Consider the following 13,329-nt stretch of genomic DNA (forward strand, 5'->3'; position numbering starts at 1 on the left):
ACCTGTCCTGTCCCGCGCCGAGCGCGCGCCCTCACACCCAGGTCCACGGGCGCACCTCGTTCGCCTTGTCCAGCAACGCCGTCCTGGCGGCCCGGTCCGGGGTGCGGGCGGCGAGGTCGCGGTAGACGCGCTCCAGCGCGCGGCGCACCGGGGTCTCCGCCAACGGTTCTTCCAACAGGGGTTCGCGGCTGGGGACGCCGCCGTCGGCGAGCCAGCGCAGCGCGGCGGCGAGGACGGCGCCGCGCAGCCGGGTGTCGCGGGCGTCGTTGGGATGGGTGCGGGCCAGGCGGCGGGTGCGGGCCTCGGCGTCGCGCAGCGCCGCCTCGGTGCCCGCCTCGGCCAGGGCCTCGATGGCGGTGGCGCGGGCGGTGGCGTACCGGGCCGAGGTCTCGGGGACGGTGTCGAGCCAGGCGACGGCTTCGGCGCACTCGCCTCGCGCCAGGCGGACCCTGGCGATGCCGAAGGCGGCGTTGTCCGAGGTGGCGTCGGCGGCGGCGACCCTGCGGTACAGGTCCTCGGCGCGGGCGGTGTCCTCGGCCCGCTCCGCGGCGATGGCCAGGGCCAGTTTGGGCGCCCGCTCGCCGGGAAGGCGGTGGTGGACCTCGGTGAACGCCTCCCGCGCGTCCGTCCCGGTCGCCAGCGCGAGCACGCCGCGGAACCACGCCACGCGCCAGTCGTCGGCCGCCGTCGCGGCGAACTCGTCGAGGTCGGCGGCGGCCCCGGCCAGGTCGCCCGCGGCGACCCGCGCGTCGACGGAGCGCAGCAGCACCTCGGGGCTGAGCACGGGGGCCGCGGCCAGCGTGGCGGCGAGGTCGTCGGGGTCGACCGCGCCGAGGGTGGCCAGCCAGCCCGCCGCCGGGTCCGCCGGGTCGACCAGCGGCACGGGGAGCGCGCGGTCCAGCGACCCGCGCTCGGGACCGAACACGGTGGACAGGATCGGCGCGCGCCTGCCCTCCCCCATCACCTCGACCAGCACCCCGCGCACCTGCTCGCGCATCTCCTGCGCGCTGGCGAAGCGCCGGGCCGGGTCGGGGTCGGTGGCGCGCAGCACGAGCCGGTGGAAGCTCTCGTGCACCGAGTACAGGTCGCCGTCGACCGGGTCGGGCAGGCGGTGGCGGTACTCGGTGGAGAACTTGGGGAACGGCGCGCTCAGCATCGCCAGCATCCGCCCGACGCTGTAGACGTCGGAGGCGGGCGACGGCGGCAGGTGGTCCAGTTCCGGGGCGAGGTAGCCGGGGGCGCCGAACAGCGCGCCGGAGCCGCCCAGCGGCAGCACCGCCCCCAGGTCGATCAGCTTGACCTGGTCGCCGACGTGCATCACGTTGTCCGGCTTGAGGTCGCAGAACACCAGGCCCTCGCCGTGCAGGTAGCCCAGCGCGTCGAGGACCTCGGCGCCGTAGGCCAGCGCGGCGGGCAGCGGCAGCGGCGCGCGCTCGCCGCGCTCGTCGCGGTGGCGGGCGAACAGGTCCTGCAGGGTGCGCCCGCCGAGGTACTCCATGACGATGTAGTCGGCCTGCTGCCCGGTGTGCGGGTCGACGCGGCGGGCCAGGTCGAGGATGCGCACGATGTTGGGGTGGTCGACGCGCACGAGGAAGCGGCGCTCGTTGACCGCCGAGGCCAGCGCGTCCGGGTCCCGGGGATCGATCAGTCCTTTGAGGACGACCCAGTGGTCGGCGACCTCGTCGCCGAGGTGCAGGTCGCGGGCGAGGTAGATCCAGCCCAGGCCGCCGTAGGCCAGGCAGCCCAGCACCTCGTAGCGGTCCACCCGGTCACCGCGGGCCAGCTCGGGCTCGAAGGAGAACGGCGTCCCGTCGCGCGGGCAGAACCCCCGGGTCAGCCCCGGCTCGCCCCCGGACGGCTGCCCGACGAGCTCTCCGCACGGCCCTTTGCACACCCGCCGCGCCTCGGGCACCCTCGGCTCGGAGAGCACCGCGGCCTCGGGGCTGCGCACCGCGACCGGCGCCAGGTCGAGCAGCCCGCCGCCGACCCCGCTGGGCCGCGACCGCCGCGGCGCCGACGGGAGCGACCCCGACCGCAGCGGCCCTGACTGGAGTGCCCCCTGCTGGAGCGGCCCTTCCTGGAGCGGCCCTGACGACGGCGCGCCGGAATGGGGTGGCCCTGACCGAGTCTGCCCGGAGTCGGGCTGTCCCGCGTGGGGTGTCCGCGCCGCCCTCGCCCTGGGCGCCTTGAACCCGCACTCGTCGCAGGTGCCGTCGGCCAGGTACGACCCGGGGCACCCGACCCGCTCGCAGGCGCTCATCCGGCGGCCTCCCGGCGCGCCACGACCGCGCCCAGGTAGGCCGAGACGGCCTCCTCGGCCGCGCCGAGGTCACAGGGGTCCTCCCGCAGCCGCGAGGAGGCCGCCCCGTGCAGACCGGCGAGCGCGGCGTCCTCGGCGATCCGCAGCCGGACCGCCATCGCGTGGAACGCGTCGAGCCTGCCGCGCAGCTCGGCGCGCGCGTCGAGCAGGCGCGCGGCGCGGGCCCGCTCGGCCTCGGCGGCCGCCCTGGCCGCGCCCACCGCGGCGTCGAGCCCGGCCAGACCGGCCTCGGCCGACGGCCACGCGCCCGCGTCCACCGCGGCGAGCAGTTCCCCGTGCCGGGCCCGCAGCGGGTCGGCGAGCGCGGCCGGGGGCGGCGGCTGCGGCCCGGTGATCATCCGCTGGACCCGGCGCAGCAGGACCGTGAGCGTGCTCTCCGCGCGGGTCAGCTCGGCCAGCTCGCGGTCGGCGGCGTCGAGCGCGGCGCGCAGCGCGGCCACCCGGTCGGCGGCGTTGCGGGCCAGGGCGAGGTCACCGGCGCCCGCGCCGTCGTCGCGCTTGATGGGCTCGGGGCCGCCCCGGCGGCGCAGCTCTCCCCGCAGGCTCCGGTAGAGACTGTCCACGGTGAGCAGTTCGGCCTCACCGGGAATGCCGTTGCGCAACAGGTCCAGCAGCGCCCCGGTGAACAGCGTCGTGCGCGCGCCGGGCGGGGCCAGCGCGAGCGCGGTGGGCGCGGTCGCGGCCAGGGTGTACGCCCCGCGCACGTCCACCTGGTCGGCGAACCCCTCGCCCGCCATGGACCGCGCGGTGGCCCGGCCCGCGAAGCAGCAGTCCAGCACGAGCACCCGCCGCCGGGCCGGGCTGTCGCCCACCGCCTTGCGCAGCTCGGCGCAGCTCAGCGAGCTGAACGCGACGATGGTGCGCCTGCTGCGCGCGGTGGCCAGCCACAGCTCCGCGTCGGTGGCGAGCAGCCCGTGGCCCGCGTAGTAGACCAGCAGCGTGTCCTCGGCCTCGGCCGCCGCCTGCGACACCGCCGCGCCCACCTCGGCCTGGTCGTCCGGGTCCCGCACGAGCGCGCAGTGCGCGCTGGGCAGCCCGGTGCCGTGCGGGGAGGTGAGCACGGCGTGCAGGTCGGTCAGGTTGTTCTCGACGGCGGGCAGGTCCGCCAGCGCCGGGTCGGCGTAGCGGCCGACGCCGATCAGGACGGCCCGCGAGCGGGCCGGGTCGGGCAGGCGCGGCGTCATCCCTGGCTCCCCTCAGTCCCGGTACACCGGCGTCGGCGGCGTAGGCGGCGTCGGCGAGCGGAGCGTGGCCGCCAAGTGCTTGTCGTAGTACGCCTTCCAGGTGCCGTCGGCGCGCATCTCGGCGAGCACGGCGTTGACGAACCGGATCAGGCCGGTGTCGGACTCGTCCATGGCGACGCCGTAGGGCTCAGCGCCGCTGTCACCCTCCCCCAGCCGGAAGTCGAGGAGTCGCGTCGTGGGGTCCTGCACCTGGAACCCGGCGAGCACCACGTCGTCGGTGGACACCGCGTCGACCTCGCCCTGCTGCAGCAGCAGCATGCAGTCGGAGGTGTCCCGGGCCGAGACCGCCACCGCCCCCAGCTGGGCGACCCTGACCAGCGACGTGGTGCCCCGACCCGCGCACACCTCCGCGCCCTTTAGGTCGTCGGCCGAGGCGATCGACGGCCCGCCGGAGCGGACCAGGACGCCCTGGCGGGGGCGCAGGTACTCGGTGGAGAAGTCGATGTCGTGGTCGAGGCGCCGCTCGCAGGTCATGGTGAGGGTGGCGATCACCATGTCGATCTGCTGGTCCTTCAGCGCGGTGAGCCGTTGGGCGGTGTCCACGGTGCTGAACTCCATGTCGCGCTCGGCGGCGAAATCCGGCCCGAACACCTCGGCCCCGATCCGGGTGGCGATCTCGACCTCGAACCCGGACAGCCGCCCGGTGCGCGGGTCGAGGTGGCTCAGCAGCAGCGAGCTCTGACTCAGCCCCACCCGCAGCCTGCCCGCCGCCCGGATCTTGGCCACCCTCGGCACCGACGCCGGGTCCGGCACGGCCGCGGGCGGGCGCAGCGACGAGAACCGCCCGCCCTCGCAGTCGCGGTCCGCCATCGCGGGCACCGAGGTCTCCGTGGCCACCCCGGAGGGCGCGATGTCCAGCGGCGCTCCCGCCTGGCCCGCCCCCAGCGGGGGCGCGCCCGCGGCGCAGCCGGACAGCAGGGTCAACGCGCACAACAGAACCGCCGCCCTCATCGGTACTCCACCAGTCGGGGCCACATCCCGGCCGCCGCGGCGGCGATGGCGGTGGCCAGCAGCGTCAGGAAGCCCGGCAGCGCCCAGCCCAGCGCCCCGCGCGCGTCGGCGGCCGCCTCGTTGAAACGGTCGGTGGCGTGGGTGGTCGCGCTGGCGATGTGGCCGTCGAAGGTGCTCGCGGTGTCGTCGGTGACGAAGGCCAGCGCGCGGGTGTACGAGTCGCTGGCGCGCTCGTCGCGCACCGGCTTGCCCAGGTCCTCGATCCGCGGCCGGGCGGACTCCACGCTGTTCGTCGGGACCCCGCGCCAGAGCGCCGCCAGCAGCCGGGCGTCGGAGAGGGCCTCGCGGGTGGCGGGGTCGGTGATCCCCGATTCCCCGTCGAGCAACTGGTTGATGCGGTCGTCGACCACCTTGAGCGAGCGGCTGAACTCGGCCCGTTCCGGGCTGGTGTTGTCCCGGAAGATCAGCACCTGCGCCTCGTGGGAGTCCGCGGCCAACCCGTGCACGCGGGCCTCGGCGGCCAGCGTGGCCGGGTCGAGCCCGTCGCGCACGGCCCGCTCGGCGGCGCCCGCCGCGGCCAGGGTCGCCGTGAACACCCAGCCGAGCGCGAGCAGCACGAGCAGAGTGGCGGCGAACAGGCCGGGGTTGGCCCGCCGGTGCGTCCGCCGCGCCAGCGACACCTGCACCCTGGCGAGCACCGCCAGCGCGAGGACACCGACGGCCAGCGCGGTCCAGGGCACGGAACCGGCGTCGCGCTGGGCCTCGCGCAGCGCCGCGGTGTCGGCGGCCACCGCTCGCTCGACGACGGGCAGCACGTCCTTGTGCAACAGGTGCGCCGCCTGGCGCAGGTACGCGGCGCCGAGCGGCTGGCCCTGCCGGGCGTACACCCAGCCGGTCTCGACCAGCCCGGAGTACACCGGCAGCCTGCTGGCGACGTCCCCGCCCCACGCGGCGGAGAGCTGGCGCGCCACGGAGGCGATGTCGTTGCGGAAGAGCGCGCGTGATTCCGGGCTCGTTTCCGCGTTCACCAGCACCGCGGTGAAGGACAGCGCGTCGGCCTCCGACAGCGCGCGCCTGGCCTCGCCCGCGGCGCTGACGGCCGTGCCCAGCCGCGCCGTCTCCGCGTTCGCCGCCGCCCACCGGTCGGCCAACGCCACGGTGCCGACGGTCCCGGCCGCGATCAAGGCGGTGAGGACGGCGGCGAGCATCAGGGACAGCCTGCCCTCGGTGCGCCCCGCGGTGGCCCGAGCGGCGGCGACCCATGCCGGGAACGCCAAGGGCACCTCCACCGTCACGTTGAGAGATGATCACAGTACCCAACGGGACGGTGGAGGTGGGGCGCTTCCGCCGAACAGGAAACGCCGAACAGAAACGCTCAGCGGCCGACGTACTCCCGCAGGTGCTTGGCCGTCAGGGTGTCCGCCTTGGCCACCAGCTCCTCCGGGGTGCCGGTGAACACGATCCGCCCGCCGTCGTGGCCCGCGCCGGGGCCGAGGTCGATTATCCAGTCGGCGTGCGCCATGACGGCCTGGTGGTGCTCGATGACGATGACGGTGTTGCCGTCGTCGACCAGCCGGTCGAGCAGCCCCAGCAACTGGTCGACGTCGGCCAGGTGCAGGCCGGTGGTCGGCTCGTCAAGGATGTAGGTCGCGCCCTTGTCCGCCATCCGGATGGCGAGCTTGAGCCGCTGGCGCTCACCGCCGGACAGCGTCGTCAGCGGCTGGCCGAGGCCCAGGTACGACAGGCCGACCTCGACCATCCGGTCCAGGATCGCCCGCGCGCCGCCGGAGGGGAAGAACTCCTGCGCCTGCGCCACCGACATCGCCAGGACCTCGCTGATGTCCTTGCCGCGCAGCTTGTGCGTCAGCACCTCGTGAGTGAACCGCTTGCCGTCGCAGCGCTCGCACACCGAGGCGACCCCGGCCATCATCGCCAGGTCGGTGTAGACGAGCCCGATGCCCTTGCAGGTGGGGCAGGCGCCCTCGGAGTTGGCGCTGAACAGCGCCGCCTTCACCCCGTTGGCCTTGGCGAACGCGGCGCGGATCGGGTCGAGCAGCCCGGAGTAGGTCGCCGGGTTGGAGCGCCGCGACCCGCGGATCGCCGACTGGTCGACCACCACGACACCCGGGCGCCTGGCCAGCGAGCCGTGGATGAGCGAGCTCTTGCCCGACCCCGCCACGCCGGTCACCACGCTCAGCACGCCGAGTGGGATGTCCACGTCGACACCGCGCAGGTTGTGCAGGGTGGCCCCGGTGATCGGCAGCTGCCCCTTCGGGGCGCGGACCTGCTCGCGCAGCCGGGCGCGGTGGTCGAGGTGGCGGCCGGTGAGGGTGCCCGAGGCCCGCAGGCCCGCCAGGTCGCCGGTGTAGCAGATCCGGCCGCCGTTGGCGCCCGCGCCGGGGCCGAGGTCGACCACGTGGTCGGCGATCGCGATGACCTCGGGCTTGTGCTCGACGACGAGGACGGTGTTGCCCTTGTCCCGCAACAGGAGCAGCAGCTCGTTCATCCGCTGGATGTCGTGCGGGTGCAGGCCGACGGTGGGCTCGTCGAAGACGTAGGTGGCGTCGGTGAGGCTCGATCCCAGGTGGCGCACCATCTTGACCCGCTGCGCCTCGCCGCCGGAGAGGGTGCCCGACTCCCGGTCCAGGCTCAGGTACCCGAGCCCGATCCCGACCAGGGAGTCCAGCGTGCCGCGCAGGCCCGCCAGCAGCGGCGCCACCGACGGCTCGTCGAGGTCGCGGACGAACGCGGCGAGGTCGCTGATCTGCATGGCCGAGCACTCGGCGATGTTGAGCCCGTTGATCCGCGACGAGAGCGCGGCGGGGTTGAGCCGGGCGCCCTCGCACTCCCGGCAGGTGGTGAAGGTCGCGGCGCGGTCGACGAAGGCGCGGATGTGGCCCTGCATCGAGGCGCGGTCCTTGACCAGGTAGAGGCGCTGGACCTTCACCACGAGGCCCTCGTAGGTCAGGTTGGTGGTGCCCACCTTGACCTTGGTGGAGGGCTTGTGGAGGAAGTCCTCCCACTGCTGCGGGGTGTAGTCGCGCAGCTTGGTGTCCGGGTCGACGAAGCCGGACTCGGCCATCGTCCGCCAGTACCAGGTGTCGACGCCGAAGTTGGGCACGGTGATCGCGCCTTCGTTCAGCGACTTGTCCCGGTCGACCAGCTCGTCGATGTCGATGTCGGAGACCCGGCCCAGGCCCTCGCAGGCCAGGCACATGCCCTCGGCCAGGTTGAAGCTGAACGCCCCGGAGGTGCCCACGTGCGGCGTGCCGAGCCTGCTGAAGACGATCCTGAGCATGGTGTGCGCGTCGGTGGCCGTGCCGACGGTGGAGCGGGCGTTGGCCCCCATCCGCTCCTGGTCGACGACGATGGCGGCGCTGAGGTTGCGCAGCGAGTCCACGTCCGGCCTGCCCACGTTGGGCATGAAGGACTGGATGAAGGCGGTGTAGGTCTCGTTGATCAGCCGCTGGGACTCCGCGGCGATGGTGCCGAAGACCAGCGAGGACTTGCCGGAGCCGGACACCCCGGTGAACACAGTCAGCCTGCGCTTGGGGATGTCGAGGTCGACGCCGACCAGGTTGTTCTCCCGGGCGCCGCGCACCTCGATCACGTCGTGGCTGTCGGCGGTGTGGACAGTGGGCATGCTGGTCTTCCCCCATGGTTTATGCTGTAAAGAGATGTCCGGCCACGCTACTTTATGGAGTAAGGAGAGGCAAGGTGGTTGTCTACGCAGGCCAGGGCGACCCCGCCCGCTCCCTGCCGCTGCTGTGGCAGGTCCCCACGGCCTCAACCCGCCCCGGACCCCGCCAAGGGCTCACCGTGGACGGGATCGTCGCGGCGGCCATCGCCATCGCCGACGCCGACGGGCTGCCCGCGGTGTCCATGCGCGCGGTCGGTGAACGCCTGGGCCGCACGGCGATGGCGCTGTACACCTACGTTCCCGGCAAGGGCGAGCTGCTGGAGCTGATGTACGACCGCGCCCTCGCCGAGCTGCCCACGTCCTACCCGGACCCCGACTGGCGCGCCGCGCTGACCGCGTGGGCCGCCGACAGCCTCGCCTTCCACCTGCGCCACCCGTGGCTGCTGCACATCTCCCAGGCGCGCCCGGTCCTCGGGCCCAACGAGTTCACGTCCCTGGAAACCCTCGCCGCCATCCTGCACCGCACCGGCCTGACCGCGGGCGCCGCCCGCGGCGCGGTGGGCACCCTGATGAACTACGTGCGCGGCTCCGCCCAGACCGTCACCGACGCCCGCACCGCCGCCGAGGCGACCGGCCAGAGCGACGAGGACTGGTGGTACGCCCGCTCCCCCATCCTGGTCGAGACCGTGCCGGACTTCGCCGAGCGCTTCCCCATGGTGTCGTGGGTGGAGTCCGACGGGGAACAGCCGCCGGACGACTGCACGCCGTACCTGGAGTGGCACGCCATGCGCGGCTTCCACAGCGGGCTGTCGATCCTGCTCGACGGCATCGCCGCCCGTCAGCCGAGGTAGGCGTCGACGATCTCGCCGCAGAACTTGACGCAGCGCTCGCAGATGCGCACACCGGGCCCGCTCATCAGGTGGTCGACCTCCGCGGCCGGGCGGTCGCAGAACGAGCACACCAGCGGGGTCGGGAGCACGCTGGCCGCCTCCAGCGCCTCGCCGGAGTGGGTGACGCAGGCGCGGCAGATGAACACGCCCGGACCCGCGACGAGGGCGGCCGGGTCGGACTGCACGGCGCCGCAGAACGAGCAGGCCAGGGCGGCGGGCTTGCGGCGGGGCTTCCAGCCCGGGGTGCCCCCGGCCTCCTCCACCATCTGGTGCACCCGCTGGTGGCTGATCTCCAGCGCCTCCGCGATCTCCCGCAGCGAGGCGCCCGCCAGGTGCAGCCGCCGCACCGCGTGGTGGTAGTCCGCGCGGACGGCTTCCGCCCGCTCCTGGGCCTCGGCCAGGCGCAGGGCGGCGGCGCGGGCCTGGCGCAGCAGGTCGTCGTTGATGGCCATGCGTCTAGGCTAGCTAGACGCATGGCCAGATGTCTAGGAGTGCTAGACGTCAGTCGCGTTCGATCAGGTGACCGACCATGTCCGGGCCGGGGTGGGCCGAGCCGCTGCCGTCGCGGCGGAGGTCGGGATCGGGCAGTTCGACGGCCGACCCGGTGCGGCTGATACCCGCCGGGCGGGGACCGATCCAGGCCAGGGTGACCGCCACCTCCCCCTTGAGGAAGCGGTGCGCGCGGACGCCGCCGGTGGCCCGGCCCTTGGTGGGGAACTGCGCCAGCGGCGTGACCTTGATCGTGCTGCCGGTCGCGGTGACCACCATCGGCTCGCCGTGGTCGGGGTCGTCGGTGCGGACCGCGCCGAAGAAGACCGCGCTGGCCCCCGCGGGCAGGCTGACCCCCGCCATGCCGCCGCCCTTGGGGCCCTGCGGGCGGACCAGGGACGCCGGGTAGTGCAGCAGCGACGCCTCCGAGGTGACGAACGCCAGCGTCTCGGCGCCGTCGGCCAGCCAGCTCGCGCCGATGAGCTGGTCACCGTCGCGCAGGGAGATGACCTCGAACTCGTCCGAGCGCACCGGCCAGTCCGGCGCGCACACCTTCACCACGCCCAGGCGCGTGCCCAGCGCCAGGCCGGGCGAGCCCTCGACCGGCTCCCCCAGCGGCGCGATGCCGACGACCCGCTCGTCCTTCTCCAGCGGGACCAGCTCGCCCGCCGACATCCCCCCGGACAGCGAGACCGTCCCGCTCTGCTCGGGCAGCACCGGCAGCGGCAGGACGTCCACCTTGAACGCCCGCCCGCGGGAGGACACCAGCAGCACCTGGCCGCGGGCGGTGGTGTGCACGGAGGCGGAGACGGCGTCGTGCTTGACCCGGCCGTTGCGCCTGCGGGCCTCGCTGGACTCCTCGGACTCCGCCGCGGTGCGGGCGATCAGGCCGGTGGCCGAGAGCAGCACCTGGCACGGGTCGTCGGCGACCTCCAGCGGCCCCGCGGGCTTGCTGGCCGCCAGCACCTCCTTGAGGTCGCCGTCGATCAGCGCGGTGCGGCGCTCCTCGGCGAGGTCCTTGGTGACCTTGGCCAGCTCGGTGGAGACGACCTTGCGCAGCACCTTCTCGTCGTCGAGGATCTCCGAGAGTTCGGCGATCTCCTTGCGCAGCTTGTCCTGCTCGGCTTCCAGCTCGATGCGGTCGAACCTGGTCAGGCGGCGCAGCGGGGTGTCGAGGATGTAGGTCGCCTGGATGTCGGAGAGCTCGAAGCGCGTGATCAGCCCGGCCTTCGCCGCGGCGGCGTCGTCGCTCGAGCGGATCAGGGCGATGACCTTGTCGATGTCGAGCAGCGCCTTGAGCAGGCCCTCGACCAGGTGCAGCCGGTCCTCGCGCTTCTTGCGCCGGAACCGCGTGCGGCGGGTGACCACCTCGAAGCGGTGGCGGAGGTAGACCTCCAGCAGCGCCTTGAGCCCGAGCGTGCGCGGGTGGCCGTCGACGAGGACGAGGTTGTTGATGCCGAAGGACTGCTCCATCGGGGTGAGCCGGTAGAGGTCGGCCAGCAGCGCCTGCGGGTTCACCCCGACCTTGCACTCGATGACCAGCCGGGTCCCGTTCTCCCGGTCGGTGAGGTCCTTGACGTCGGCGATCCCGGAGAGCCGCTTGGTCTTGGTCACCTCATCGGTGATCTTCTCGATGATCTTCTCGGCGCCGACCTGGTAGGGCAGCTCGGTGACGGTGATCGCCTGCCTGCCCCGGCTCCCCTCCAGCGGCCCGATCTCGGTGCGCGCCCGCATCCGCACGACCCCGCGCCCGGTCTCGTACGCCTTGCGGACCTCGTCGAGCCCGAGCAGCATCCCGCCGGTGGGCAGGTCGGGCCCGGGGATGAACTCCATCAGCTTGTCGAGATCGGCCTCGGGGTGGTTCACCAGCCACCGCGCCGCCGCGACGACCTCGCCGAGGTTGTGCGGGATCATGTTGGTCGCCATCCCGACGGCGATCCCCGACGAGCCGTTGACGAGCAGGTTCGGGAACGCCGCCGGAAGCACGGACGGCTCCTGCAGCGAGCCGTCGTAGTTGGGCCGGAAGTCGACGGTGTCCTCGTCAAGCTCGCCGACGAGCAGCATCGCCTCGGCCGACATCCGGGCTTCGGTGTTGTGGTTGACGAAGCCGCCCGCGAGGAAGGAGTGGTCTTCGGAGACGACCCGTACCGAGTAAACCTCGGCCGCCTCGTCCGGAACGACCTCGCTGACGGTCTCGAACCGGTAGCCGGAATCCATCACCGGCAGAATCGTGGCCAGCACCTCGGGGTCCTTGAACCGGTCGATGATCCGCAGCCGTTCGGTCTCCCAGCGCTCGACGCGGTCGAAGTTGTGCCGGGAAAGCCACTTGCGACCACCGCCACGGCCTTCGGGCAGCGCGCCGCGGACGTAGTCCGCGACGAACGGCACGCTGTCCCCGCTGAGCCTGTGCGGCCTCAGCGGCGACCGCCGCAGCAGCTCGACCACCTTGTCCTGCTTGGTCTTCATGAAGCCGACGCGCTCGACGAACGCCCGGACGTTGCGCAGGCCCGAGATGATGAGCCGGTACTCCACAGCACCGCTGGCACGGGTGTAGCGGTGCTGCCGCGCCAGCACGCCGAACTCGGCCAGCAACTCCTGCAGCTCAGCGGCCAGCGTCTGACTATAGGTCGAGTAATGGACGGTGAACCCGTCCTTCGCGACCCGCGGGCCACCGTCGCCCTCGAACGCGGCCATGAGGAAGGCGCGCTTCACGCCCCACCCTCCGAGCCACACGCATTCCGGGACCGTCTTCTGGCTCGCCCGCACACCGATCATCTCCGCGAGCGGACCGTTCCGGAACGCGTCCATCCCGCCCCGGTATTCCTGGACATCGAGTTCGTGGATGGTCCGGCGGTCCACGCGGGTCTGCCGCGTGGAGACGTACCGTTGGCCGCCGACCATGTTGTCGTAGGCGTGCAGGACCTCGTTGAAGTAGTGCTCGTCGGTGTTGTTGAAGCCCGCGCGGTCGGCGCTCGCCCACCCCTCGGACACCCATGCGCCTGCCAGCACCCCGAGCATGTACTCGCGAGCAGTGGGCACGACGTTCATCCAGGCGTTGCGGGCGACGCAGACGACCATGCCCGGCGTCAGCTCGTCCAGCCTCCGCCATTGGAACAGCGGCACCCCCATCGGCGCCTCGAGGCACAGGACCAGGTGGTTCTCGCTGCCGCGAAGCCGGTACCCGGACTGGGTCCGCATGCGGATCGTGGGGTGCACGCCCGAGTTGAACACCCGGTCCACGCGGACGGCCTTGCCGTCCTTGTCCAAGACCTCGAAGTCGACCACCGCCTCGCTGTCCGGGGCTAGCGGGACGAGATCGGCGATCCGCGGACTGGTGCCGTCGGCCAGCCGGATGCGAGTGTCACCGACAAGGCAGTACCTGCTCGCCGCCGGGCCGTCGTCCGGGCTGCCGAAGTTGCCGTGCCCGTCGACCAGTGGGGCGTTCAGGGAGAAGTCCTGCGCCATCCGCACCATGGCGTCATAGATCGCCATGTCCCCGTGCGGGTGGTATTTGCCCATGCAGTCGCCGACGACGCGGGAGGACTTCACGTAGGCGTGGGTGGGGCGGTAGCCCTGTTCGTTCATCGAGAACAGGATGCGGCGGTGGACGGGCTTGAGGCCGTCTCGCGCGTCCGGGAGGGCTCGGGCGTGGATGACCGAGTAGGCGTACTCCAGGTAGGAGTCCTCGATCTCGGTCTTCAGCGGGTTGTCGAAGACCTGTGCGCCCGCCCGGTCGAAGGCGGCGGGGTCGACCTTGGTCGAGACGGCCTTGCGGCGTGCCATGTGTTCGGGCTT

General features: G+C 73.1%; 8 protein-coding genes. 1 reads left to right on the forward strand and 7 read right to left on the reverse strand.

Translation table 11 applies throughout. The features are described from left to right. Positions 1-31: 31 nt before the first annotated feature. From ACTG9Q_RS30615 to ACTG9Q_RS30635, 5 genes are all read right to left on the reverse strand, one after another. A complete protein-coding gene (locus ACTG9Q_RS30615; protein ID WP_455576425.1) occupies positions 32-2,260 on the reverse strand; it encodes a tetratricopeptide repeat protein in 2,229 nt (742 codons plus the stop codon). Continuing rightward, positions 2,257-3,504 (reverse strand): caspase, EACC1-associated type, encoded by a 1,248-nt coding sequence (locus ACTG9Q_RS30620; RefSeq protein ID WP_455576426.1) that lies wholly within the window; start codon positions 3,502-3,504, stop codon positions 2,257-2,259. Before ACTG9Q_RS30620 ends, ACTG9Q_RS30615 begins: the two co-directional genes overlap by 4 nt. A 12-nt stretch (positions 3,505-3,516) precedes the next feature. After that, positions 3,517-4,515 carry a transporter substrate-binding domain-containing protein gene (locus ACTG9Q_RS30625; protein ID WP_455576427.1) on the reverse strand — a complete coding sequence of 333 codons (999 nt, stop codon included), beginning with the start codon at positions 4,513-4,515 and terminating at the stop codon, positions 3,517-3,519. Continuing rightward, positions 4,512-5,810, reverse strand: coding sequence for a hypothetical protein (locus ACTG9Q_RS30630; protein WP_455576428.1), 1,299 nt, complete (start codon positions 5,808-5,810; stop codon positions 4,512-4,514). Before ACTG9Q_RS30630 ends, ACTG9Q_RS30625 begins: the two co-directional genes overlap by 4 nt. 80 nt (positions 5,811-5,890) lie before the next feature. Then, positions 5,891-8,158 (reverse strand): ATP-binding cassette domain-containing protein, encoded by a 2,268-nt coding sequence (locus ACTG9Q_RS30635; RefSeq protein ID WP_455576429.1) that lies wholly within the window; start codon positions 8,156-8,158, stop codon positions 5,891-5,893. A gap of 74 nt (positions 8,159-8,232) precedes the next feature. On the opposite strand from ACTG9Q_RS30635, the gene ACTG9Q_RS30640 reads away from it, so the two are divergent. After that, complete coding sequence (locus ACTG9Q_RS30640; RefSeq protein ID WP_455576430.1) at positions 8,233-9,006, forward strand: TetR/AcrR family transcriptional regulator C-terminal domain-containing protein; 774 nt, start codon at positions 8,233-8,235, stop codon at positions 9,004-9,006. Here the strand turns inward: ACTG9Q_RS30640 and ACTG9Q_RS30645 are convergent. Together ACTG9Q_RS30645 and ACTG9Q_RS30650 are read right to left on the reverse strand one after the other, a co-directional pair. Continuing rightward, positions 8,994-9,497 carry a ClpX C4-type zinc finger protein gene (locus tag ACTG9Q_RS30645; RefSeq protein WP_455576431.1) on the reverse strand — a complete coding sequence of 168 codons (504 nt, stop codon included), beginning with the start codon at positions 9,495-9,497 and terminating at the stop codon, positions 8,994-8,996. The two genes, ACTG9Q_RS30640 and ACTG9Q_RS30645, sit on opposite strands and share 13 nt — an antisense overlap. A gap of 49 nt (positions 9,498-9,546) precedes the next feature. Then, a complete protein-coding gene (locus ACTG9Q_RS30650; RefSeq protein WP_455576432.1) occupies positions 9,547-13,317 on the reverse strand; it encodes a DNA gyrase subunit A in 3,771 nt (1,256 codons plus the stop codon). Between the last annotated feature and the right edge of the window lie 12 nt (positions 13,318-13,329).

The sequence above is a fragment of the Actinokineospora lacus genome, assembly GCF_053813445.1.

Excerpts from the sequence above, each read along its gene's own strand:
- ACTG9Q_RS30615 (WP_455576425.1), bottom strand. The coding sequence starts at position 2,260 with ATGAGCGCCTGCGAGCGGGTCGGGTGCCCCGGGTCGTACCTGGCCGAC.
- ACTG9Q_RS30650 (WP_455576432.1), bottom strand. The coding sequence starts at position 13,317 with ATGGCACGCCGCAAGGCCGTCTCGACCAAGGTCGACCCCGCCGCCTTC.
- ACTG9Q_RS30620 (WP_455576426.1), bottom strand. The coding sequence starts at position 3,504 with ATGACGCCGCGCCTGCCCGACCCGGCCCGCTCGCGGGCCGTCCTGATC.
- ACTG9Q_RS30625 (WP_455576427.1), bottom strand. The coding sequence starts at position 4,515 with ATGAGGGCGGCGGTTCTGTTGTGCGCGTTGACCCTGCTGTCCGGCTGC.
- ACTG9Q_RS30635 (WP_455576429.1), bottom strand. The coding sequence starts at position 8,158 with ATGCCCACTGTCCACACCGCCGACAGCCACGACGTGATCGAGGTGCGC.
- ACTG9Q_RS30645 (WP_455576431.1), bottom strand. The coding sequence starts at position 9,497 with ATGGCCATCAACGACGACCTGCTGCGCCAGGCCCGCGCCGCCGCCCTG.